The 22,866-nt window shown below is 74.0% G+C and carries 15 protein-coding genes, 1 other RNA gene and 1 pseudogene; 8 read left to right on the top strand and 9 right to left on the bottom strand.

The features are described 5' to 3' along the window. Position 1: 1 nt before the first annotated feature. The 4 genes from ACF1AL_RS03285 to ACF1AL_RS03270 all read left to right on the top strand — a co-directional run bounded on the left by ACF1AL_RS03285 (position 2) and on the right by ACF1AL_RS03270 (position 7,970). Positions 2 to 1,393: a type VII secretion protein gene (locus ACF1AL_RS03285; protein ID WP_391825417.1), complete on the top strand. Its 1,392-nt coding sequence runs from the start codon at positions 2 to 4 to the stop codon at positions 1,391 to 1,393. Beyond that, positions 1,390 to 5,394 (top strand): type VII secretion protein EccCa, encoded by a 4,005-nt coding sequence (eccCa, locus tag ACF1AL_RS03280; RefSeq protein WP_391819297.1) that lies wholly within the window; start codon positions 1,390 to 1,392, stop codon positions 5,392 to 5,394. Before ACF1AL_RS03285 ends, eccCa begins: the two co-directional genes overlap by 4 nt. Continuing rightward, the gene (locus tag ACF1AL_RS03275) at positions 5,391 to 6,824 is read left to right on the top strand and encodes a DUF6177 family protein (protein ID WP_391825416.1); all 1,434 of its coding nucleotides are present in this window, start codon (positions 5,391 to 5,393) and stop codon (positions 6,822 to 6,824) included. Before eccCa ends, ACF1AL_RS03275 begins: the two co-directional genes overlap by 4 nt. A 129-nt stretch (positions 6,825 to 6,953) precedes the next feature. Continuing rightward, the gene (locus tag ACF1AL_RS03270; RefSeq protein WP_391825415.1) at positions 6,954 to 7,970 is read left to right on the top strand and encodes a hypothetical protein; all 1,017 of its coding nucleotides are present in this window, start codon (positions 6,954 to 6,956) and stop codon (positions 7,968 to 7,970) included. 218 nt (positions 7,971 to 8,188) lie between these two features. Here ACF1AL_RS03270 and rnpB read toward each other — a convergent pair. From rnpB to ACF1AL_RS03255, 3 genes and pseudogenes are all read right to left on the bottom strand, one after another. Next, positions 8,189 to 8,594, bottom strand: an RNA gene (rnpB, locus tag ACF1AL_RS03265) — RNase P RNA component class A. A gap of 115 nt (positions 8,595 to 8,709) precedes the next feature. Then, positions 8,710 to 9,426: pseudogene (locus ACF1AL_RS03260) on the bottom strand (DMT family transporter); the annotation flags it as partial. Between the two features lie 336 nt (positions 9,427 to 9,762). Beyond that, positions 9,763 to 10,590: an AraC family transcriptional regulator gene (locus ACF1AL_RS03255; protein WP_366837122.1), complete on the bottom strand. Its 828-nt coding sequence runs from the start codon at positions 10,588 to 10,590 to the stop codon at positions 9,763 to 9,765. Between the two features lie 162 nt (positions 10,591 to 10,752). Between ACF1AL_RS03255 and ACF1AL_RS03250 the strand changes: the two genes are divergently transcribed. Continuing rightward, entirely contained in the window at positions 10,753 to 11,502 is a 750-nt protein-coding gene (locus ACF1AL_RS03250; protein ID WP_391697114.1) for a MerR family transcriptional regulator, read from the top strand. A 698-nt stretch (positions 11,503 to 12,200) separates the two neighbouring features. On the opposite strand, the gene ACF1AL_RS03245 is transcribed toward ACF1AL_RS03250, so the two are convergent. Then, on the bottom strand, positions 12,201 to 13,628 hold the full coding sequence (locus ACF1AL_RS03245) for an RNB domain-containing ribonuclease (RefSeq protein WP_391825414.1): 1,428 nt from the start codon (positions 13,626 to 13,628) through the stop codon (positions 12,201 to 12,203). A gap of 77 nt (positions 13,629 to 13,705) precedes the next feature. On the opposite strand from ACF1AL_RS03245, the gene yaaA reads away from it, so the two are divergent. Together yaaA and eda are read left to right on the top strand one after the other, a co-directional pair. Further along, a complete protein-coding gene (gene yaaA, locus ACF1AL_RS03240; RefSeq protein WP_391819279.1) occupies positions 13,706 to 14,488 on the top strand; it encodes a peroxide stress protein YaaA in 783 nt (260 codons plus the stop codon). A gap of 73 nt (positions 14,489 to 14,561) precedes the next feature. Next, a complete protein-coding gene (gene eda, locus ACF1AL_RS03235) occupies positions 14,562 to 15,200 on the top strand; it encodes a bifunctional 4-hydroxy-2-oxoglutarate aldolase/2-dehydro-3-deoxy-phosphogluconate aldolase (RefSeq protein ID WP_391819277.1) in 639 nt (212 codons plus the stop codon). 96 nt (positions 15,201 to 15,296) lie between these two features. Here eda and ACF1AL_RS03230 read toward each other — a convergent pair whose 3' ends face one another. The 4 genes from ACF1AL_RS03230 to ACF1AL_RS03215 form a co-directional block, all read right to left on the bottom strand. After that, positions 15,297 to 16,616 (bottom strand): DUF4419 domain-containing protein, encoded by a 1,320-nt coding sequence (locus tag ACF1AL_RS03230; RefSeq protein WP_391825413.1) that lies wholly within the window; start codon positions 16,614 to 16,616, stop codon positions 15,297 to 15,299. A gap of 303 nt (positions 16,617 to 16,919) precedes the next feature. Continuing rightward, positions 16,920 to 18,434, bottom strand: a complete 1,515-nt coding sequence (locus ACF1AL_RS03225; RefSeq protein WP_391825412.1) for a bifunctional RNase H/acid phosphatase — start codon at positions 18,432 to 18,434, stop codon at positions 16,920 to 16,922. 12 nt (positions 18,435 to 18,446) lie between these two features. Then, positions 18,447 to 19,190, bottom strand: coding sequence for a C4-type zinc ribbon domain-containing protein (locus ACF1AL_RS03220; protein WP_366837170.1), 744 nt, complete (start codon positions 19,188 to 19,190; stop codon positions 18,447 to 18,449). Continuing rightward, complete coding sequence (locus ACF1AL_RS03215; RefSeq protein WP_386419738.1) at positions 19,187 to 20,026, bottom strand: Nif3-like dinuclear metal center hexameric protein; 840 nt, start codon at positions 20,024 to 20,026, stop codon at positions 19,187 to 19,189. Before ACF1AL_RS03215 ends, ACF1AL_RS03220 begins: the two co-directional genes overlap by 4 nt. A gap of 199 nt (positions 20,027 to 20,225) precedes the next feature. Between ACF1AL_RS03215 and ACF1AL_RS03210 the strand changes: the two genes are divergently transcribed. Then, on the top strand, positions 20,226 to 21,413 hold the full coding sequence (locus ACF1AL_RS03210) for a hypothetical protein (RefSeq protein WP_391819269.1): 1,188 nt from the start codon (positions 20,226 to 20,228) through the stop codon (positions 21,411 to 21,413). A 359-nt stretch (positions 21,414 to 21,772) separates the two neighbouring features. On the opposite strand, the gene ACF1AL_RS03205 is transcribed toward ACF1AL_RS03210, so the two are convergent. Then, positions 21,773 to 22,633 carry a MaoC/PaaZ C-terminal domain-containing protein gene (locus ACF1AL_RS03205; RefSeq protein WP_391819267.1) on the bottom strand — a complete coding sequence of 287 codons (861 nt, stop codon included), beginning with the start codon at positions 22,631 to 22,633 and terminating at the stop codon, positions 21,773 to 21,775. Positions 22,634 to 22,866 lie beyond the last annotated feature (233 nt).

The raw sequence follows: 22,866 nt of genomic DNA, 5'->3' as shown, positions 1-22,866 counted from the left end.
GATGACGACTTCCGGCCGTTGGCAGGACGACGTGCTGCGCGAGCTGAGGCCCACCCACGCGCCTGAGAACACCCACGCGCCCGAGAGCTCCGACGCGGTCGCCTCCGGCGGTGACCGTCCCGCGCTGCCCGTACGCCACCCGGACGCGGCACGCCCGCATCCCGGGCGGCCCGCCCCCACGTCCACCACCGGGCACGGCACCGCCTCCACCACCGGGCACGTCGCCGTACCGACCGCGTATCCGCCCAGCCCGTCTCCGGACCTGGACCCGCACCCGCACCCGCACCCGCACCCGCACACCCCAGCACCGCCAGCCCAGACCGCGCCGTCCCAGAGCGCGCCGCCCCAGGAACCCCCGCTCCCCGCCTCTCCGGCGGTGGACACTCCCCGAGCGGCCGACGCGCCCCTCCCCCCACCTCCCACCGACACCTCCCCCGCCGTACGGGCACCCCGCCAGCCCCGCCTGCCGATCCCCACCCCCGAGTCCGTGCCGGCCCTCGACCCGCGCCTGGCCATCGCGCTCGGCTCCCCCCGGCACGGCGACTCGCTGGCCCGGCGTTCGGGGCGGTCACTGCGCCGGCTGACCGCGTCCGCGGCGCAGGAGGTCGCCGAGGAGAGCCGGCTCGGCAGCATGCTGCAGCAGCCGGTGACCACGGGGCGGGTCATCGCCGTGACGTCGATCCGCGGTGGTGTCGGCAAGACCACCACCGCCGCCCTGCTGTCGCGGACGTTCAGCCACTACCGGCACGACCCCGTGCTCGCCCTGGAGGCGGACGCCGCGCTGGGCACGCTGCCGGTGCGGATGGGTGCGCAGTCCGTGCGCTGGTCGTGCGTCGAACTCGCCCGCATCCTCACGCCGTCGATGCAACTGACCGACGTCACCGGTTACTTGGTGCCGGTCGCGGACGGCGGCTGGCTGCTGCCCGCCAGTCAGGGACGGGTGGGCGCCCCGCTCGACATCCCCACCTACCGCGCCGTCACACTCGCCCTGCGCCGCTACTTCGCCGTCACGGTCGTGGACTGCGAGACGCTTCCCGGCGAGGTGGCCCGCACGGCGATGGACACCGCGCACGCGCGGGTGGTCGTCGCCCCGCTCACCGCCGAGGGCGTCGGTGGCACCCGGATCGTCCTGGACTGGCTCGGCGGGCTGCCGCACGCGGCCCTTTCCTCCACCGTCGTGGCCCTTGTCTCGACCACGCCCGACACGGCTCTCGATCTGAAGGCCGCCGCAGCGCATCTGCGGGAAACCGGAGTCACTCTCGTGCATCTGCCCTACGACCGGCACCTGGCCGGTGGCGGCCCCATCAGGACCGACCGGCTCGGCGAGGCCACCCGCCGCGCCGCCGCCCAGCTCGCCGCGGAGGCACTTCAGCGGGCGGTGCGCGTCCGGTGACACAGCACCAGATCCACCGCCCGGCCCGCTCCCTGCGCCCCCTGCTCCCGCCCCCGGCGCGCACCATCGAATCGCCACCGAACCTCCCCGAAGGCAAGACCGGCAGCCCGGCGACAGCCCTGCTGCCGATGGCCGGCGTCATGAGCTCGGTCGTGATGATGACGGTGATCCGCTCCAGCCAGTTCGCGGGCCTGGGCGCGATCGTGCTCGTCATCGCGCTGCTGGGCGCGGTCGCCCTGTTCCTGTCGCAGCGCGGCAAGGCCCAGCGGCAGCGGCGTCTCCAGCGCGAACGCTACCTGGAGTACCTGGAGGAACTGCGCGCCGAGCTGAGCGCCGCCGAACGCGAACGCCGCCGCGGCGCCCTCATGCTCCACCCCGCGCCCGCGGCCCTGTACGACGTGCTGCGCGATCCCGCCCGGCTGTGGGAACGGCGCCGCACGGACGCCGACTTCCTCGAGGTGCGGGTGGGAGTCGGAGACGTATCGGTGCAGGAGCTGAGCATCGGACAGCACGCTGCCGGAAGGGTGCTGACGCCACCCGATCCGTTCATGCTGAACGAGGCGCGCGCCCTGCAGGCCCGCTTCACCACGGTGCCCGACCATCCGCTGACCGTGCCGCTGGACCGGGCGGGCAACATCAGCATCGTCGGCGACCGTGCGGGGGTCCTGCAGGTGGCCCGCACCCTGCTCGTGCAGGCCGCCGTGACCCACGCGCCGGACGACATGGCCCTCGCGGTCGCCGTGCCCGGGGACCGGATCGAGGAGTGGGAGTGGACGAAGTGGCTTCCGCACGTCCTCGATCCGGCCGGCCGGGACGGCGCCCCCGCCCGCCGTATCGCTCCCGGCCTGATCCCGCTGGCCGAGGTGATCGGCACGGATCTGGGACGGCGTGCCTCGTACGCGGCCGAGGTGCGCCGTGGCCTGTCCGACCGGAAGGCGCTCGGCCTGACCGACCGGCTGCTCGTCCTCAGCGACGAGTACGGCGAGAACGCCGTGGACCTCCCCCGACCGGATGCCGCCGTCGCCCTGGACGACATGGGCGTCACGGTCCTGCACCTCCTCGCCGAACAGGTGCACGAGCCCGATCACGTCTCGGTGCGCATCACCGTCGACGGCGACCAGGTCACGGTGGAAGACCTGCGCGGACAGCAGGTCGTACGGACGCAGGGGACGTACGACCGCACCAGCCCCGCCGAAGCCGAAGGCCTGGCGCGGGCGCTCGCACCGCTGCGGCTGTCCGCCGAGTCCGCCACCGAGGGCACGCCCGTCGCCGGGCCCGTCGACTTCCCGCAGCTGCTCGGCATCGACGACATGGCCGCGCTGGACCCGGCCCGGCAGTGGGCTCCGCGGGGGGAGCGGGACTTCCTGCGTGTGCCGATCGGCCTGGACGACCAGCACCGACCGGTGCTGCTGGATCTGAAGGAGTCCTCCGAACTCGGCATGGGCCCGCACGGGCTGTGCGTCGGCGCGACCGGCTCCGGCAAGAGCGAACTCCTGCGCACGCTGGTCCTCGCGCTCGTCACGACGCACGCGCCGGACGATCTGGCGATGGTCCTCGTCGACTACAAGGGCGGCGCGACGTTCGCCCCGTTCGCCCCGCTGCCGCACGTCGCGGGCGTCATCACCAACCTGGAGAACCAGGCGGGGCTGGTCGAGCGCGTGCACACCTCGCTCGCCGGTGAGATCAAGCGGCGCCAGCAGGTCCTCAAGGACGCGGGCAACATCGCCGACATCGGGCACTATCGCGCGCTGCGCGCGACGTCCCGGCCCGACCTCGAACCGCTGCCGCACCTGTTCGTCGTCATCGACGAGTTCGGTGAACTCCTCACGGCCAAACCGGACTTCATCGACCTGTTCCTGTCCATCGGTCGGATCGGCCGCTCCATCGGCGTCCACCTGCTGCTGTCCAGCCAGCGCATCGAGGGCGGCAAGCTCAGGGGGCTGGAGACGTATCTGTCGTACCGGCTCGGCCTGCGCACGTTCTCGGCGGACGAGTCGCGTACGGTCCTGGAGACCTCCGACGCCTTCCACCTGCCCCCGCTGCCCGGCTTCGGTTACCTCAAGGTCGACACCTCCACGTACACACGCTTCAAGGCGGGCTTCGTCTCGGGGGCGTACCGCGGCCCCGTGGTGCACGAGGCCGCCGCCGGCACCGAGCCGCTCGCCCTGCCCTACCCCGCGTTCGACGCCCCCGTCGCCGCGCAGCCCTCCACCCCGGACGCGGAGGCGCCCGCACCGCGGGAGCGCGAGACGGGGCCGACGGTCCTCAGCGTCGCGGTGGACCGGCTCGTCGACGCCGCCGCGCCCGTACGCCGTATCTGGCTGCCACCGCTCCCGGACGCCGTCAGCCTCGACGGCGCCGCCGGCCCGGTCCGGCCCTCCGCCGACGGACTGCGACTCGCCCTCGAGGAAGGGCCGTTGCGGATTCCGCTGGGGGTTCTCGACGACCCGGCCCGGCAGTGGCAGGGGACCTGGGTGCACGACCTGAACACCGCCGGCGGGCACACCGCGATCATCGGTGGACCGGCGTCCGGGAAGACGACCCTGCTGCGCACCATGGCGCTCTCCCTCGCCCTCACCCACACGCCGCGCGAGGTCGCCGTCTACGGCCTCGACCTGGTCGGCGGCGGACTGAGCGCCCTGTCCGGCCTGCCGCACGTCGGCGGCATCGCGACCCGCGCCGACCACGAACGCGCCGCCCGGACCGTCGCCGAAGTACGCGCCATGCTCGCCGAGCGCGAGGAGATCTTCCGCGACCGCGGCATCGACTCCGTCGACCAGCTGCGGGCGGCGCGCGCGAGGGGCGAGCTGCCCCAGCTCGGCTCCACCGACGTGGTGCTGATCGTCGACGGCTTCGGCGCGCTGCGCGACGAGTTCGCCCACCTCGACGACCACATCGCCGATCTGCTCAAGCGCGGCAGCGGCTACGGCATCCACGTCGTGGCCGGCATGCTGCGCTGGAACGACGTGCGCATCGCCACCCAGTCCCTGTTCGGCAGCCGCATCGAACTGCGTCTGAACGACCCCGCCGACTCCTCCGTCGACCGCAAGCTCTCCGCGACCCTCGCGGCGGACACGCCCGGCCGCGCGCTCACGGACGGCAAACTGTTCGCCCAGACGGCACTCCCCCGCATCGACGCACACGCCACGACGGACGGTCTCGGCCCTGCCCTGGAGCAGGCGGCGGCCACCCTGCGCGCCACCTGGCACGGTGAACTCGCCGCGCCCGTACGGGTCCTGCCGTCCAGGCTGCCCGCCGGGCGACTGCCCTCCACGGTGGCGGAACCGCACGCGGTGCCGATCGGCGTCGACCAGGACACGCTCTCCCCGACCGTCCTGGACCTGTTCGGCGCCGACCAGCACCTGCTGGTGCTCGGCGACAACGAGTGCGGCAAGACGAACCTGCTGAAGCTGATCACCGGCGCCCTCATCGACCGCTACGGCGACAAGGAGCTGGTCTTCGGCGTGTTCGACCCGCGGCGCGGTCTGCGCGGCGTCGTCCCGGAACCTTACCGGGGCGGCTACGCGCACAATGCCGCCCTCTCCCAGGCACTGGCCACCGGCATCGCCACCGAGCTCGCCAAGCGGCTGCCGGAGACCGCCGACCCCGACGCCCTCGCCGACGAGCCCTCGTTCACCGGCCCCCGGATCGTGATCCTGGTCGACGACTACGACATCCTCACCGCGGCCGGCCAGCAGCCGCTCGCCCCGTTCCTGCCGTACGTGTCCTCGGCCCGCGACATCGGCCTGCACTTCGTCGTCGCGCGCCGCGTCGCCGGGGCCTCGCGCGCCCTGTACGAACCGTTCCTGACGGCCCTGCGCGAAACCGGCGCCACGGCAGTGGTGATGACCGGCGACCGCACCGAGGGCCAGCTCTTCCCGGGCCTGTACGCCTCCGCCCAGCCGCCCGGCCGCGGCACCCTGGTCCGCCGCGGCCGCCGCCACCAACTGATCCAGACCGCCCTCGCCCCCGAGCCCGAACCTCAGGAGTCGCCGGCATGACGAAGGACGTCATCGCGCTCACGGAGAGGATGCCGGACGCGCCGACCCTGCTGGCCGCCCTGCACGCCGGCGGTCCGGATCTGCACCTGACCGCGACCGACGACGGCGCCGTCGTCCACCTGTGCACGCCGGCCGGCCGGCCCTTGGTCTCCGTTGAGTCCCCACTTCTGGTGCACGTGCCGGGTGAGGCCGAACGCCTCCTCGGCCCCGACGTCACCCCTCCACAGCTTCCGTACTGGTGGACCGAGGCGCGCGCCTCCACCGCGATTCCCACGGCGGAACCGCTGGCCGGCTCGGTGTGCGGACGTCTGGCCATGCTGCTGGGCGGTACGACGTGGCCGCGGGAGGCGGCCGGCACGGCGGTCGTGGAAACGGCCGAAGCCGACGAGGCGGTGACCGCGACACCGCTTGCCGACGGGGCCCTGCCCGCCGTGGACGTCCTCACCGACTCCACCGCGGTGGTCCTCGCGGACCGCCCGGTCCTAGGCCTCACCACCTGGCTGTCCGACGTCCTGCGCACCACGGCGGCGTCCGGCCGCGCCCTGCACCTCGTCACTCCACCGGACGTTCGCCTCACCCTGCCCTTGCGCACAGCCCTGGCCGGCGCACCGAATCGCTGGGTCGTCGCAAATCCCCAAGGCGGCTACTACGACGGCTTGTCCGGCGCCGAACTCTCCTGGCAGGACGGCACGTTCTCGCCGACCGCTTCCCCGGCCAAGGTCGCCGACGCCTTCGCGCGGGGCGCGCGGCCGACCGCGGCACGCCGCCTGACGGTGGCACTGCGCACCGTGCGCTCTCCGGCCGCCGACCTGGTCCTCGGCACCGCACTCGAAACGGCCTGGCGTCACCTGACCGGCGCCCCGCCCGCCGGCTGGGGCACGGCCGAACCGATCAACCTGCCCTGGTCGCCACGCCAGTTGACGGACCTGGCGCGCAGCCGCTCACCGGAGCCCACCCACGCGCTCGTGGTCGGCACCCCCGACCGACCGGCGGTCGCCACGCACCGCACGACCCGCACCACGGCCGGCGTCGCCGAGGAGATCACGCTCACCGTCGGCTACCCGTCGGCCGATCAGGTCCCCCTCGACGCCCTCGAGCCCCTGGCCGCGGAACTCGTCGACGCCCACGGCCTGACGACCATGCTCACCACCCTCACGGCTGGAGGAACGGACCTGACGCTGGCCCCGGTTCTCACCGCCCCACCCAGCCCCCTCACCTTCACCCTCGGCCCCAGGGACATCGGCACCATAGGCCTCACCCACGCCCGCCGCCCCCCGCTCACGATGAAACCGGTACGACTCGGCGCACCGTCGGCCCCGGCCCTGCACTATCCCCTGGGCGACGGCACCGACCCCACTGCCTGGACGGCACTGCAGACCCTCACGGCACACCTCAAGGCGGGAACGCCGACAGGGGGAGCGCGCATCTGACGCTACCGGTGCAGGTGATTTCCCATGACTTCTACGTCCCCAATCGGGGGTTGATCATCGTGCCCTGAAACTCTGGCCACCGCGAACACCACGTCCGTGGAGGTCACAGTCGATCCATCGAGGAATTTTGTGATTACGACGATCGATCCTGTCGGCAGTTGGTCCTGGGAGGCGAAGGTCGCGAGCCCGGAAAGCGACCTGATCGTGCGATGCGTGCGGCAGGTGCTTGATGTGTGGGCGACGCTTCGGTCACTCGGCATGGTCGAGGCGAGGGCAGAGGCGGACGTCACCGTTCACGACGCAGACAACCGTGCGGTGCTGCTGCGGAAGGAACGGGTACCGGCCGGAGCACCCCACGCCGGAGCCGAAAGCGCACTCCTTGACGCCTGCAGCACGCTGAGCGGGCAGCACGTCGGGTGCGTGACGATCGACCTGTCACTGCCCGGGGCGTCTTACCGGGGAGGTGTGCCGCATGCCGTCCGGCAACTCTTCGTCGTATCGCTCGACATGTGGCCGAGCGGAGTCACGACGACCACTTTGCACACGTTCTCCGATGCTTGGTTGTCGCACGATTTGCGGGGACATAGGCAGCCTGACGTACAACAAGAGAATGCTCCGCGTCTCAAGGCTGCTCTCGCCGCCATCACCGAACTGATCGGGTCCCCGGTTCAGCCGTGGGACCCCGGCGCCCACGGCGTTCCGACAGAAGACGGATTCGAGGATTTCCCGGACGACGATCCTGATCTTCTCGACTCGTGGTACATGTTCGAGATTCCGCGACGTACGGAGCGACTGCAGGAAAAGATCCCACAGGACGCACCGCGTTATGAATCGGAGACTTCGACGCCGGTCGAGTTCGTGGATGTGTCACTCGACGAAGAAGTCATCGGTTATCTATGGGCAGCCGAGAGTGGTGACGCGGCAGGATACGAGCCACGCACCCCTGCGGGCCACGTGGCAATGGACGCCGCGGCAGACTGGTTGGCTTACCTGAGCCAGGCCAAGGGGCGTGGCCTGGCTTCGTTGGACGCTTTGCGGGAAGCCATGGATGGGGAGGGCACCAAGCGTTCCGGTGCTGTGGCATCGGGGTCGCTGCGCAGAGCGTCGTCGGCGGAGGAAGTACAGGAGCTGTCCGGGCGCGAGTAGCGGACTCTGGATCGTCGCGCCCGCCGCGAACTAAAGGCACCACATGAGACGGATGACGGAAGGCTCCTGTCTCCGTCAAGGCTCCGCTTTGCCCGCACGGCTGCCGCGGCCGGTGGCGGCTCAGCTCTCGGCGGCTCCCGATTCTCCCCAGATTCTCGCCCAGCCCCCGTCTGACGGGGCCGCTGGAGGGTGTTGTCGCAGCTCAGTGAGCGGGGCGGCAGACGAGTCGGGCTGTACGCCGGGTTCTGTTCCCGGGCTCCTCGCGGAGCGCCGGGCGACGGCCATCCATCTAGGGCCGGCGTTGCCGCCGGCCTCGTGCGGTCTACCCGCGGACTCGGGCGGGCCGCCCTCGAACATCCGCGCAGGGGCACCGGGGTGCCCCCTTCTTGACCTTGCTCCGGGTGGGGTTTACCTAGCTGCCCAGGTCACCCTGGGCACTGGTGGTCTCTTACACCACCGTTTCACCCTTACCGAGGGCCGAAGCCCCCGGCGGTTTGCTTTCTGTGGCACTGTCCCGCGGGTCACCCCGGGTGGCCGTTAGCCACCACCCTGCCCTGTGGAGCCCGGACGTTCCTCGGGAAGCCCCCCGTCAAGGGGACTCCACGCGGCCGTCCGCCCGGCTCGTCTGCCGTGCCGACCATGGTACCGGGCGCACGCGCCGTACCGGACCCGCGGCCGTCGCCAGGACCGAGCCGGCCAGGATCAGGGCGAAGGACACCGCGATCGTCCCCGTCAGGTGCTCGTTCAGGAAGATCGCGCCCGCCGCCACCGCGACCGCCGGGTTGACGTATGTGATCACCGTCGCCCGCGTCGGGCCGGCCTCCTTGATCAGTTCCAGGAAGGCCACGAAGGCCACCGCCGTGCAGATCACGCCCAGGCCGGCCAGGGCCGCCAGGACCGTCGGGGCGGGAACCTCGGACGGCCAGGTCAGCGCGGCCGCGGGGGCGTACACCAGCGCCGCCAGCGCCAGGCAGGGGGCCGTCAGGTGCAGGGACGGGACGTCCTTCAGGTGGCGCGCGGCGATCAGCGGGGCCGTCGCGTAGCCCACCACCGTCAGCAGCACCTCCGCCAGCGAGCGGGCGTCGCCGCCGGTCAGGTGCGGCGCGGTGAGGACGCCGACGCCGGCCAGGCCCAGGGCGAGGCCGATCACACGCCGCGGGCCGAGGCGTTCACGGTCGCCCAGGAAGAGCGCGAAGGTCACGCCGACGATCGGGACGCCCGCGATCAGCAGGCCCGCCGTGGAGCTGGACAGGTGCCGTTCGGCGTCGGTCAGGGTGAACCACGGGCCGATGATCTCCAGGCACGCGAAGGCCAGCAGGGGACGCCAGTGGGTGCGGACCGTGCGCCCGAGGCCGGGCTGGCGCAGGGCGAACGGCAGCAGCAGGGCCGCGCCGAGCGCACAGCGCACGAACACCACCGTGGCCGGGGACACCGCGTCCACCGCCACCTTGATCATGAGATAGGGGATGCCCCAGATCACTCCCATGAGGGAGAAGAGGAACCAGCCGCGTGCAGTCATGCCGCGAGTCTCGGCCAGAGCCTCACCGCGCGTCTTGAACGCTGTTGCGGTACGCCACCCGGCCTCACCGGGCATCTTGACCGCCGTCGCAGTACGCCGCCGCGCCCCGGCAGCCATCTCGCACGCCGTTGTGGTACGCCACCCGGCCTCACCGGGCATCTTGACCGCCGTCGCGGTACACCGCCGCGCCACGGCAGCCGTCTCGCACGCCGTCGCGGTACGCCGCCGGGTCTCACCGGGCGTCTCGGACGCTGTTGCGGTACGCCACCGCGCCTACCGGGCGTCCTGGACGCTGTTGCGGTACGCCGCCGGGGTCACGCCGAGCACCCGGCGGAACCAGCGGGTCAGGTGCGCCTGGTCGGCGAAGCCCACCAGGGCGGCGACCTCGGCGGGGCGCAGGCCCGAGTCCAGCAGCGAGCGGGCCCGGGTCACTCGGTACTGGGCCAGCCAGGCGTACGGCGGCACCCCCGTCGCCGTACGGAAGGCGCGCAGCAGCTGGTAGCGGGACAGGCCGAGGCCGGTGGCGAGGTCGGCGAGGGAGGGCGGGGCGGTGAGTTCGTCGGCCAGGCGGTCGCGGACGGCCGCGGCGATGCGGTCGGCGCCGGGGACCGTGTCGTCGGCCGCGCGGGCCGTGGAGTGGCGGCGGGCCAGCGCCGTCAGCAGCCACGGCAGGCGGGACTCGGCCTCCAGCGGGTCGGGGCAGGCGGCGAGTTCGGTGTGGGTCAGGCGCAGGGCCGTGGCGAGTTCCGGGTCGTCGAGCAGCGCCTCGCGGAAGTGCGGCTCCCCGCCGAGGACGCCGTCGGCGAGCAGGCCGGGCGCCGCGTACAGGGCGCGGTAGGCGTAGCCGTCCGTGGGGGTGGCCGGGCCTCCGGTGTGCATCTCGCCGGGGGCGAGGACGACGATCGAGCCCGGCCCTGCGTACACGCGGCCGCCGCGGTAGGCGATCACCTCGGAGCCGCCGACGCAGACGCCGACGGTGTACTCCTCGTGCGCGTGGGGGGCGTAGACGTGCCGGTCGAAGGAGGCGGTGAGCAGGTCGAGCGGCGGGCCGCAGCGGCCCAGGCGTGCCCTGGTCCAGCGTGCCTCTTCCCGTCCGTTCATACGTCCGTTCATGCGTCCGTTCATGACTGCACCCCCTGGTTCCCCAGAGGGTGCAACGCGGGAGGGCTCGGAGAAAGTCCGCGGTGTCGAGGCTTCCCGGTCGACGTCCGTGCGTGAATCGCCGCTTGACCCTGCCGCGGCGTCAACGTCTTCACTGGGCGTATGCGGATCGGAGAACTCGCCGCGGTCGTCGGGGTCACCCCGCGGGCCGTACGGCACTACCACCACCTCGGACTGCTGCCCGAACCGGAGCGGCTGGGCAACGGCTACCGGGACTACACCCTGCGGCACGCCGTCGTCCTCGCGCGGATCCGGCGGCTGACCGAGCTGGGGCTGGGGCTCGCCGAGGTGCGGGACGTGCTCGCGGACGACGCCGGGAAGGACCTCGTCGAGGTGCTCACCGAGCTGGACGAGGACCTCGCCCGGCAGGAAGCGGCCATCCGGGACACCCGGCGGCGGCTGCGCGCGCTGCTCGACGCCGGGGAACTGCCCGCCGAGGGGCCCGTGTCCGCCGAGCTCGCCGCGCTGCTCGCCCGTGTGCCCGGCTCCGGCTCCCTCACGGCCGCCAAGGACCGCGAGATCCTCGCCCTGCTCGACACGGCCGCGCCGCCCGAGGCGCGGGCGCGGATCACCGGGCTCCTCACCGAGGCGCTCGCCGACCCGGACGCCGTACGGAAGGCGGAGCGCGCCTACGCCCTGCTCGACGCCCTCGCCGGCGCCGTACCGGACGACGATCCGCGGGTGGAGGAGGCGGCGCGGGCGCTGGCGGAGGCGGTCCCGGGCGGGCTGGTGCCCGAGGAGGGCCTCCCGGAGGGCGACGCCTTTCTGCGGGCCGTGTGCGCCGACTTCTCCCCGGCGCAGGCCGAGGCGTTCCGGCGGGCGCTCGCCCTCGTCGCCGGGGAGCGGCCGTGAGAGTGGCCCGCGCGCTGGTCCGGCACGAGGCGCGGCTGCTGGCGGGGCTCGTGCGGTGGCTGGTGCTCGGGGTGACCGGGCGACGCCCCGGCTCGCGTGGCACGGCCGGCGCGTTCGGCTACGCCCGGGGGCAGGGAGCCGTGACCGCCGGTCTCGCCTTCGTGTGCGCGGTCGAGACGTTCACCCTGTCCGTCCTGCTGCGGGCGTGGCCGGCGGCCCACGCCGTGGTGCTCGTCCTGGACCTGTACACGATCGTCTTCGTCGTCGCCCTGCACGCCGCCTCGGTCGTGCGCCCCCACCTGCTCGACGGGGACGTGCTGCGGGTGCGCCACGGCGCCCATGTGGACCTGAGCATTCCGTGCGCGGACATCCGAGCGGTACGGCGTGAGCGGCGCGCGCGGCAGGAGCGCGTCCCCGGCGTGCTCGACGTCGCCGTCGGCGGGCAGACCACGCTCACCTGGAGCTGGCCCGGCCGGTCACCCACACCACCCTGCTGGGCCGCCGGCGCGAGGTCGGCGTCGTACGGCTGCACGCGGACGACCCCGACGGACTCGCCCGGGCCCTCATGCCGGTACGGAGCTGACGCCGGGCCTTACGCGGCTCCGGTACGGAACTCGTGCGTGCCGCTCACGCGGGTGCGGAGCCGGCCCCCGTACCGCACTCGTGCGACCCGCTCACGCCGGGACGAAGCGACCCGCTCACGCCGGGACGAAGCTGACCTTCGCCGCCTGCGGGTCCGCCTCGGTGAGCCGTACCGACAGTCGTTCGCCCAGCGTGCCGGGGCCGGCGCCGCGGATCTCGCCGATGACCGCGGGCGACTCCACCTGCACGGTCCCGCGGTGGTCCTCCAGTTCCACCACGCATCCCTGGAAGACCTCGCCGACCCGGCCCTGCAGCACCGCCGCCTCGACCAGTGCGATGCAGGCCCGGTCGACCTTGTTCGCGAGCCGGCCGCCCTCGGCCATCCGCGCGCGCACCGCGTCCAGCGCGGCGTCCACCCACTCCGGCGGCTCCTTGCCCGCGCAGGCGGCGATGGCGATCTCGCCGGTGTAGCGGTCGACCAGGCGCCGCAGCGGGGCGGTGCAGTGGGTGTACGGCGCGGCGACCGCGGCGTGCGTGGTCAGCTCCGGGATCCGATGGTCGCGGAAGACGGTGTAGTCGGCGTGGCCCATGACCGTGGCGCACGCCTGGAGGAAGGCGGCGTGGCGCGGTTCGCGCGGGTCGAGGGAGCGCACGAGCTGCGCGTACGAGACGTGGTGCGGCCAGTCGATGTGCAGCGCGAACGCGGTACGGCGCAGCCGGTCGACGGCGCCGACGGGGGTCGGCGGGAGGGTGCGCAGCACGCCCGTGCCGTGCGCCAGCATCAGGTCGGCCGCCGCCATGCCGGTGAGCAGGGATATCTGGGCGTTCCAGCCGTCGGCGGGGAGCGGGGCGCGGTAGGTCAGCTCGTAGGTGTGGTCGTGGGCGACGATCTCCTGCTCGGGCACGCGCAGCGAGACACCGCCGCGTTCGGCCTCCTGCCCCTCGCGCAGCCGCCCGACCGTCTGCAGCAGGGCGACGGGTTCCTCCGCGGTGCCCGCGTCGATCTCCTGCTGGACGCCCGCGTAGTCGAGCCGGGCCCGGCTGCGCACGAGGGCGCGGCGGACGTCGACGGCGGTGGTCCGGCCGTCCGCGTCGAGGTCGATCGTCCACAGCACGGCCGGGCGGGTCTGCCCGGGCAGCAGGCTCGCGGCGCCCTCGCTGAGCACCGGCGGGTGCAGCGGGATGCGGCCGTCGGGGAAGTAGAAGGTGTTCACGCGCCGCCGTGCCTCCCGGTCGAGCGGCCCGTCCGGTACGACGAAGGCGGCCACGTCGGCGATGGCGTACCGCACGCGGTAGCCGGTGCCGTGCCGGGACAGGTGCAGCGCCTGGTCCAGGTCCAGGGAGCCGGGCGGGTCGATGGTGAACAGCGGGATGTCGGTGGCGTCGTGCACCGGGAGCACCGGGTCCCGGGCGGCCCGGTCGGCCTCGGCGAGCACGTCCGGCGGGAACGCGCCGGGGACGTCGAGGCGGGTGCGCAGGGCGTCGAGAGCCCCGCGCAGGGGGCCCTTGGGAGCGCCGGTCACGTGCACGGGGCTGCGGAGCATACCGCCACGGTAGGGCGCGGGCGGCCGCGCGGCACGCCGTACGCTGGGCCGGTCCCCCTTGCAAAGGAGAAATTCCCGTGCTCGTCCTTCTCCCGCCCTCCGAGGGCAAGGCTCCCTCCGGCTCCGGCGCCCCGCTGCGGCTCGCTTCGCTGTCGCTGCCGGGGCTCACCGCCGCGCGTGAGACGGTCCTGACGGAGTTGGTCGAGCTGTGCGCCGCCGACGAGGAGAAGGCGCGCGAGGTGCTGGGGCTGAGCGAGGGGCTGCGCGGCGAGGTCGCCAAGAACGCCGCGCTGCGCGAGACGGGTGCGCGGCCCGCCGGCGAGGTGTACACGGGGGTGCTGTACGACGCCCTGGACCTGGCCTCGCTGGACGCGGCGGCCCGGGAGCGGGCGGCGCGGGAGCTGCTGGTGTTCTCGGGGCTGTGGGGTGCCGTGCGGGTGACGGACGCGATCCCCTCGTACCGCTGCTCGATGGGCGTGAAGCTGCCGGGGCTGGGGGCGCTCGGGGCGTACTGGCGCACCCCGATGGCGTCCGTGCTGCCGGAGGCGGCCGGGGACGGCCTGGTGCTGGACCTGCGGTCGGCGGCGTACGCCACGGCGTGGAAGCCGAAGGGCGAGATCGCGGGGCGCACGGCGACGGTGCGGGTGCTGCACGCGCCGACCCGGAAGGTGGTCAGCCACTTCAACAAGGCGACGAAGGGGCGGATCGTGCGCAGCCTGCTGACGGCGGGCGCCGCGCCGAAGGACCCGGCCGCGCTGGTGGAGGCGCTGCGGGATCTCGGATACGTCGTGGAGGCGCAGGCTCCGGAGAAGGCGGGGCGGGCGTGGTCGCTGGACGTGCTGGTGGAGGAGATCCACTGAGGTTTCCCGCGAGGGCGTTGCAGCATATGCAATGACCTTTGCGCAGAGTGCAGCGGGTGGGCAGGATGTGGCCATGCCCGAGTCTCTGCCTGCCTCCGTGCTCGACCTCGCCCCCGTCCTCCCGGTCGTCGTCCTTCAGGACGCCGCCGACGCCGTACCGCTCGCGCGGGCGCTCGTCGCGGGCGGGCTGCCCGCGATCGAGGTGACGCTGCGCACGCCCGCCGCGCTGGAGGGGCTGCGGGCGATCGCCGAGGGGGTGCCCGGGGCGGTGCCGGGCGCGGGGACGGTGATCACGCCGGAGCAGGTGGCCGGCTGTGTGGCGGCCGGGGCGCGGTTCCTGGTCAGCCCGGGGTGGACGGACGGGCTGCTGACGGCGATGACGTCGGCCGGGGTGCCGTTCCTGCCGGGGGTGTCCACGGCGTCGGAGGTGGTGGCGCTGCTGGAGCGGGGGGTTTCGGAGATGAAGTTCTTCCCGGCGCAGGCCGCCGGCGGTACGGCGTACCTGCGGTCGCTGGCCGGTCCGCTGCCGAGGGCCCGGTTCTGCCCCACCGGCGGCATCACCCCCGAGTCCGCGCCCGCGTACCTGAACCTGCCCAACGTCGGCTGTGTGGGCGGCAGTTGGATGGTTCCGCCGGACGCGGTGGCCGCGGGCGACTGGCCCCGCATCGAGCGGCTGGCCCGCGAGGCGGCCACGCTCGGCGCCCGCCGCTGAGGGCGTCGGACGCGGGGTGCCCGGGCACGGGCGCGGGGCGTACGGCGCCGAGGCCCGGGGCGCGGGCGTGCTCCGCCGGCCCCGGGCGCCGGGCCGTCAGAGCGAGCGGAGGGCGTGGCCGAGGTCAGGGCCGTAGGGGCCCCAGCACCGGATGTCCCCGGTGTCCGAGACGAGGTCGCCGAGGTACCAGTCGCCGTCGTCGGCCCGTACGGCGCACAGCCCGTCGACGTCGATCGCGCAGTCGGCCGCGAGGGGCTCGCCGTTCAGGGTGACCGTGCCGACGGTGGGCAGCAGCCGGGCCTCCGCGCAGCCGGTGACGCGCCGCACGTCCGCCATGGTCCACGGCTCGGGCAGGCGCTCGTCGCGGGGCTCGGCGGCGGGGAGCACTTCCGCCACCGCGAACCCGAGGCGGGGGCGGATCCACTCGCCGTCGCGTTCCACGCCGAGGACGCCGCCGAGGAAGGCCAGGTCGCGGGTGCCGGTGAGGGTCTCCCAGCGGAACGGGACGTGGGAGACGTGCGAGGGGAAGTCCTGCTCGTCGCTGGTTCCCGGGCCGAACGTCTGCTTGGGCGACGGTCCGTCGTCGGTGTACCGGTGGGCGAAGAAGGCGGTGATCCAGCCGGTGACCCGGTCACCGCCGGACGCCGACTCCCACTTGTAGAGCGACCGCCAGAACGTCTCGTCGACGCCCCACCCGGAGGCCGCCGCCCAGACCGAGTCCAGCACCGGGTGCAGGGCGGCGAACCACGGCCGCAGCCCCTCGAACCAGCCCTCCAGCTCCCGCACCCGGGCCGCCAGCAGGCGCCAGTCCCGGTCCGTGCCCTCCAGCCGGATCCGGGGGATGCCGCACAGCGAGGTCCACCGGAAGCGGTAGTACGGGCTGACCACGTCCAGCAGCGCCACCAGCGCCGCCGTGGCGTCGGTGGGCGTGGTGGTCGAGAAGGCGGGACGGAACAGGTCGGCCACGTCGTCGCCGATGCGGGCGCGCAGGGGCTCCTCGACCAGGTGAACCGAGCGCTCCCAGTCCAGCGGGGCCAGGTCGTCGCGGACGGCGATGGTCTGCCGGTGCCCCGGCGTGTCCGTGAAGAGGCCCGCGTAGGCGTCGGGGTGGAGCCGCACATGGACGGCGACCTCGTGCACGACGGCGTACCAGAGCAGGTCGGGCGACAGACTCAGCGGCAGGTGAGCCGTGAAGCACAGGTGCAGGGCGCGCAGCAGGAGGCTGGAGGTGGGCTCGGCGCTCTGCCGGGCGCCGGTGGGCAGGCCGACGAGGCGATCGGTGCTGCGGTGGTGCAGATGCGCCGGGTCGCGGAGCACGGCCCGCAGGAAGCGCTCGTTGCCCAGCTCGGTCAGCTCGGAGGCGAGCCGGGCGGCCTCGGGGTCCTCGGCGAGCGGCAGGTCGAACTCGAGAGCCATCCGTGTCCCCCCGAAAGCGTGATCGGCCCCGCATCCTATGCGGTTCGGTGGGGGCCGGGTGCGCTGCCCTGGGGGCCGGTTCGGGTTCCGCGGGGATCGGGGCCGGTGCCGGAGAGTCGGTTCGGGCGCGGGCAGCGGCGGACAGTGCGGAGCGCGTGGCCTGCCTGCGGCGCGGGAACTCGCGCACCACCAGCGGTGTCCAGCGGCCCGCCGGCGAGGGTGTTGTCACCGTCTTCAGCGCTCACGACCCGTGGGCGCCCTGCGGCCCGCCTCTCCGGCCGGGCCGCAGAGGGCCCACGGCGGTCAGCGCAGGTGTGACGTGTCGTTGAACAGGCGGACGCTCGCGTTGCCGTCGGCGTAGTACGCCACGACGGACAGGGACGCCGCCGACAGCTCCATGCGGAACAGGGCCTCCGAGGGCGCGCCCAGGGCGAGCTGGATCAGCGTCTTGATCGGCGTGACGTGCGTGACCAGCAGGACCGTGCGGCCCGCGTACGCCGCCGTCAGCTTGTCGCGGGTCGCGGCGATACGGACAGCCGTGTCCGCGAAGGACTCACCGCCACCCGTCGGCGCGACCTGCGGCGAGGCGAGCCAGGCGTTCAGGTCGTCGGGGTGGCGCTCGCGCACCTCGGCGAAGGTCAGCCCCTCCCAGGCTCCGAAGTCCGTCTCGCGCAGGCCGTCCTCGACGGTCACCTCCAGGCCGAGGCGGGCGGCGACGATGCCGGCGGTCTCGCGGGTGCGGGCCAGCGGTGAGGCGACGATGTGCTGGATCGTGCCGCGCCGGGCGAGCGCCTCGGCCACCCGCTCGGCCTGCTCGCGGCCGATGTCGGACAGCGCGGGATCGGTGCCTCCACTGCCCGAGAAACGCTTCTGCGGGGTGAGCGGGGTCTCGCCGTGCCGGAGGAGCACGAAGGTGGCGGGGGCACCCAGGTCGGGGGCGGAGCTCCAGCCCTGAGCGGAGGTCTCGGCCGTCGCGGCGCCTGCCCGGCCGGCGTCGGCCGGGGCCGGCGCAGCGGCACCGTCCGAGGAGTCGGCGTCTGCCGACGATGCCGTACGGCTTGAGGGGACCGCCCCACCGGACGGCGCCAAGCTCTCCGGCGCCGAGGCCGCGGGAGCCGACGCGCCGGGCGCCGCCGTCCCGGGTGCCGACGTCCCAGGAGCCGACGCGCCGGGCGCCGCCGTCCCGGGTGCCGCCTTCCCAGGCGCCGCCGTCCCGGGAGCCGACGTGCCAGGCGTCGACGTGCCAGCCGCCGCCACCGTCCGTGCCGCCCGGACGTCGGCCAGGGCCGCTCGGGCCCGGGCGGCGCCGGCCGTCGCGTCGCCGGGCGGGCCCGACGGCTCCGGTACGGCGGAGGAGGACGCGGTGGCGTCCAGTTCCGCCCGCGACGCCGACGGAGTCCATCGTTCGCCGCGCGCGCCCGCGTCCATCGCCTCGTTGGCGAGCCGGTCGGCGTGCTTGTTCCGCTCGCGCGGGATCCACTCGTAGGTGACCCGGTCCGGCGGGAAGACGGTGGCCGCCTCGGCGGCGAGCGGCTTCATCGCGGGGTGCTTGATCTTCCAGCGGCCCGACATCTGCTCGACGACGAGCTTGGAGTCCATGCGGACGTGCACCGTGGCGTCGGGGTCGAGTTCGTGCGCCGCGCGCAGGCCGGCGAGCAGCCCCCGGTACTCGGCGACGTTGTTCGTGGCGACGCCGATGTACTCGGCCCGCTCGGCGAGGGTCTGCCCGCTCGCCGCGTCCCGGACCACGGAGCCGTACCCGGCGGGCCCGGGGTTGCCCCGCGACCCGCCGTCCGCCTCGACGATGAACTCCCGCACCCCGTCGGCCCCTTACAGCCCGGACTCGGCGGTGCGCACCAGGATGCGGCGGCAGTTCTCGCAGCGCACCACGGTGTCGGGCGCGGCCTTGCGGATCTCGCTCAGCTCGGTGATGGCGAGCTCCTGGCGGCAGCCCTGGCAGGTGCGCTGGTACAGCTTGGCCGCGCCGATGCCGCCCTGCTGCGCGCGCAGCTTGTCGTACAGCTTGAGCAGGTCCGCGGGCACGGCGGCGGCCACGACCTCGCGCTCCTTGGTCACGGAGGCGACCTCGCCGTCGATCTCCTCGAACGCGGCGTCCCGGCGGCCGGTCGCGTCGTCGATCTTGGCCTGGACGGAGCCGACCCGCTCGGTCAGCTCGGCGACCCGCTCCTGGGCGGCCTCGCGACGCTCCATGACCTCCAGGACGACGTCCTCCAGGTCGCCCTGGCGCTTGGCGAGGGAGGCGATCTCGTGCTGGAGGTTGGACAGGTCCTTCGGCGAGGTCACGGCGCCGGAGTCGAGGCGCTGCTGGTCGCGGGCGGCGCGCTGGCGGACCTGGTCGACGTCCTGCTCGGCCTTGGTCTGCTCGCGGGCGGTGTCGCTCTCCTCGGTCTGCGCGGCCACGAGCAGGTCGCGCAGCTGGGTGAGGTCCTTGGTGAGCGACTCGATCTCGGCGTGCTCGGGCAGCGACTTCCGCTTGTGCGCGAGCTGCTGCAGGCGCACATCCAGGGCCTGGACGTCGAGGAGTCGGATCTGGTCGGCGGGCGCGGCGTTCAGTTGGGGGCTCCAGGTGACGGGGAGTGGCTGGTCCAGGGGTCGGTGACCGTCTTCGAGACGTGGACGCGCAGGTCCCATCCGTGCCGGTCGGAGATCTCGTCGAGCTGGCTCGCGGCCAGCTCGCACCAGGGCCACTCGGTGGCCCAGTGCGCCGCGTCGAGCAGCGCGAGAGGACTGTGGGCGACCGCCTCGCTCGCCGGGTGGTGGCGCAGGTCGGCGGTGAGGAAGGCGTCGACGCCGGCCGCGCGGACCTGGTCGAAGAGGCTGTCGCCGGAGCCGCCGCTGACGGCGACCGTGCGGATCGTGGCCCCGGCGTCGCCGGCCACGCGGATGCCCTGCGCGGTGGCGGGCAGCCGCTGGGCGACGCGGGCGGCGAACTCGCGCAACGGCAGCGGGTGGTCCAGTTCGCAGATCCGGCCGAGGCCCCGGCGGCCTTCCGGATCGCCCGGGTCGGGCACGAGCGGCCGGACGACCCGCAGGTCCAGCGCGCCGGCCAGCGCGTCGCTCACGCCCGGGTCGGCGGTGTCGGCGTTGGTGTGGGCCACGTGCAGCGCGATGTCGTTCTTGATCAGCGTGTGCACGACGCGGCCCTTGAAGTGGGAGGCCGCGACCGTGGTCGTACCGCGCAGGTAGAGCGGGTGGTGGGTGACCAGCAGGTCGGCGCCGAGCTTGACCGCCTCGTCGACGATCTCCTGCACGGGGTCGACGGCGAACAGGACCCGTGTGACCTCGGCCTCGGGGTCGCCCACGACGGTGCCGACCGCGTCCCAGGACTCGGCCCGCTCGGCGGGCCACAGCTTCTCCAGCGCGGCGATGACTTCAGACAGACGGGGCACGGGTGCAAGGCTACCTGGCTGATCTGCCCCCCTGTACAGCCGTCGCCCCCGCTGTGACCGGCTGTGCGCCACTCAGCACATTCGCCCCGGTTTCCTCAGCTGAATCGCTTCTGCACCACCCTTATGTGTGAAGGCCCGGCCGCCGCGTGCCACGCCCGTGCGTGCGAAAACTAGCTTCGTCGCCGGAGGTGACCGAACGATGACGGCCTGTGCGATCGAGCCCGCCGCGGCGGACGAGGACGGCTTCTCCCCGCGGCCCGGGTGCGTGATCACGGTGGACGGCGGCTACGCCGCGCGTCTCGCGCACGACGGCGAGTCCGCCTTCCCCGAGCGCTGGACCCTCGCCGGCCCGGAACCCTACGCCGTGCCGCTGCCCGGGAACCAGCCCGAGGAGCCCGGCACCGAGCTGCAGCCGCTGGCGGACGGCCGGGTGCTGATCGGGCGCCGGGTCGGCGGACGCCACGACTTCAGCCTCCTCTACCCGACCGGCCCCGGCACCGGCGAGCTGCCGCTGGGCGGGGTGAGCACCCCGCCGGACGGCACGGTACGGCTGCTGCCGCCGGCGCCGGGCGGCGAGCGGGCGTACGCGCTCGCGGTCGGCGGCGGCTCCAGCACGGTGTGGCAGGTCGCGGGCGGGGGGTTCGGCCCGCAGCGGCTGGCTCAGGTGCCGGGGCGCTGCTCGGGCGGGGTGTGGCTGGACCACACCGGGCGGATGCTGGCTCTGGACCGGACCACCGGCGGGCGGACCAAGACGGTCGTGGTGGACCTGGGGCGCGGCGGCGAGGTGTCGCCGCTGCTGCAGATCGCCGAGCACAGCGACGACCGGCTGCTGCTCGCCGACCCCGACAGCGGGCTGCTGCTGATCTCCTCCGACGCGCCCGCGCCCGGCGAGCCACGGCTCGGCTGGGGCGTCCTGGGCAGCACCCTGCCGGTGCGCTTCCCGGACAGCCTGAGGCTGCCGGATTGCCGGGTGACGCCGTTCGCGATCCAGCCGGGGCAGGTGCTGACGCCGGAGAGCTGCGCGGTGGCGCTGCGCATCGACGGGCCGCTGGGCACCTGGGCCGGGGTGTGGCGGCCGGCCGAGCGGCAGGTGCACCATCTGCCGGCGCCCGCGGGCTGGCTGACCGGTGCCGGTCTGGTGACCCGCGAGGGCGAGCTGCTGCTGCCGTACGCCACGCAGGAGGTGCCCTGCGGAGTGGCCCGCACGCCCCTTCCGGCGACGGCGGCGCGGACCCTCGGCGGGACGGCCGGGGAGTACGGCAACGAGACCCGCGGGGAGGCCGGCGAGGAGGCCCCCGGGGAGGCTCCGGCGCCGGCTCCGGAGCCGGTCGCGGCCCGTCCTGTGCCGCTGCAGCAGGCGCCTCTGGGACGACTTGTAACGAAGTAGTGCCGGTTGGCGTGTGCGGCTGGATTCCGCCCGAGGTGCGCCGGTTACACTCGCCCGGCTGTAAGGAAAGATCATGTTGACGGGGTGAGTTCTTCCGATGAGCGACGCCAGCACGACGCAGCCGCAGGCCCGTGAGACCGAGATGGCCTCCACGGGGCACGGCAGGCACCGTGGGCCGATCTCGACGCAGGACGGCGAGTCGGCCCCTCGCGGCCGGCACCGCCGGCCGGTCGAACAGGCCGAATCGGCGGCCTGACGGCACGTGTGCGAACGGCCCCGCCCGGGTGCTCCGGGCGGGGCCGTTCCGTGTTCTGCGTCCTGCCACCCGGTGAGGTGACCGCGCTTCAGGACTTTGCGCTTCAGGAATGCTCGACGACCGTGTCGGTCAGGACCGGCGCGTCCTCCCGGTCGGCCGCGCTCACGGCCACCCGGACCCGGCCGTCCCCCCGCCACATGCGCATCCGCAGGGTCTCCCCCGGGTACACCACCCCGGCGAACCGCGCGGTGTACGACCGCACCCGGGTCACCTCCCCGCCCAGCAGTGTGTCGACGACCGCCTTGAGGGTCATGCCGTAGGTGCACAGCCCGTGCAGGACCGGCCGCTCGAAGCCGGCGCGCCGGGCGAACTCGGGGTCGGCGTGCAGCGGGTTGAGGTCGCCGGAGAGGCGGTACAGCAGCGCCTGGTCCTCGCGGACCGTCCGCTCGACGACCCGGTCGGGCGGACCGGCGGGTGCCTCCCCGGGGCGGGCGGAGGGCCCGCGGTCGCCGCCGAACCCGCCCTCGCCGCGTACGTAGATGGTGGCGTCGTCGGTCCACAGCGGCCCGTCGGCGTCGGCGACGGCGGTGCGCAGCACGAGCACGGCCGCCTTGCCCTTGTCGTACACCGCGGCGATGCGGGAGGTGGCGGTCGCGGTGCCCTCGACGGGGATCGGGCGGTGCACGGTGAGTGTCTGCGCGCCGTGCAGGACGCGGGCGAGGTCCACCTCGACGCCGGGCATCGACAGCCCGCCGATCACGCCGGGCGCGCCGGCCCCGGCGACGGTGGCGAAGCTGGGCAGGACGTGCAGTCGGGACTCCAGGGTGTAGCGCAGCTCGCGGGAGTCGGTGGCGGGGCGGCCGGCGCCGATGCCGAGGTGGTAGAGCTGGACGTCCTTGGCACTCCAGGAGACGGCTCCGGTGCGCGGCGCGGCCGCGAGGGCCAGGGCTGCGTCGATGGGCATGGGGCTCCTGACGTCACGGTCCGGTCCGGCGCCCTCTGTATAGCCGAGTGCGGCGCCCCGGGGAAAGACGACTGACGGCCCGTCAGCTCCGGAGGGGGTACGGCGGTGAGCCGGGCGGCCGTGAGACGTACGGCGGTGAGCCGGGTGGCCGTGAGGCTCGCGGCCGTGACCCGGGCGGCCGTGACATTTGTCCTGCCGGAGTCCGTACAAGCGCATCTGCCGCGAGCCGCCCC

This window comes from Streptomyces sp. NPDC014801, assembly GCF_043082085.1.
In the GTDB taxonomy this organism is placed as follows: Bacteria; Actinomycetota; Actinomycetes; order Streptomycetales; family Streptomycetaceae; genus Streptomyces.
The sequence above is the reverse complement of the archived record's forward strand: the minus strand, read 5'-3'. Positions and strand labels throughout refer to the sequence as shown.

Bases quoted from the DNA above. Each gene is read 5' to 3' on its own strand.
- ACF1AL_RS03285 (WP_391825417.1), top strand. From the start codon at position 2: ATGACGACTTCCGGCCGTTGGCAGGACGACGTGCTGCGCGAGCTGAGG.
- ACF1AL_RS03275 (WP_391825416.1), top strand. From the start codon at position 5,391: ATGACGAAGGACGTCATCGCGCTCACGGAGAGGATGCCGGACGCGCCG.
- ACF1AL_RS03255 (WP_366837122.1), bottom strand. From the start codon at position 10,590: ATGAACGGACGGGAAGAGGCACGCTGGACCAGGGCACGCCTGGGCCGC.
- ACF1AL_RS03250 (WP_391697114.1), top strand. From the start codon at position 10,753: ATGCGGATCGGAGAACTCGCCGCGGTCGTCGGGGTCACCCCGCGGGCC.
- ACF1AL_RS03245 (WP_391825414.1), bottom strand. From the start codon at position 13,628: ATGCTCCGCAGCCCCGTGCACGTGACCGGCGCTCCCAAGGGCCCCCTG.
- eda (WP_391819277.1), top strand. From the start codon at position 14,562: ATGCCCGAGTCTCTGCCTGCCTCCGTGCTCGACCTCGCCCCCGTCCTC.
- ACF1AL_RS03230 (WP_391825413.1), bottom strand. From the start codon at position 16,616: ATGGCTCTCGAGTTCGACCTGCCGCTCGCCGAGGACCCCGAGGCCGCC.
- ACF1AL_RS03210 (WP_391819269.1), top strand. From the start codon at position 20,226: ATGACGGCCTGTGCGATCGAGCCCGCCGCGGCGGACGAGGACGGCTTC.
- ACF1AL_RS03205 (WP_391819267.1), bottom strand. From the start codon at position 22,633: ATGCCCATCGACGCAGCCCTGGCCCTCGCGGCCGCGCCGCGCACCGGA.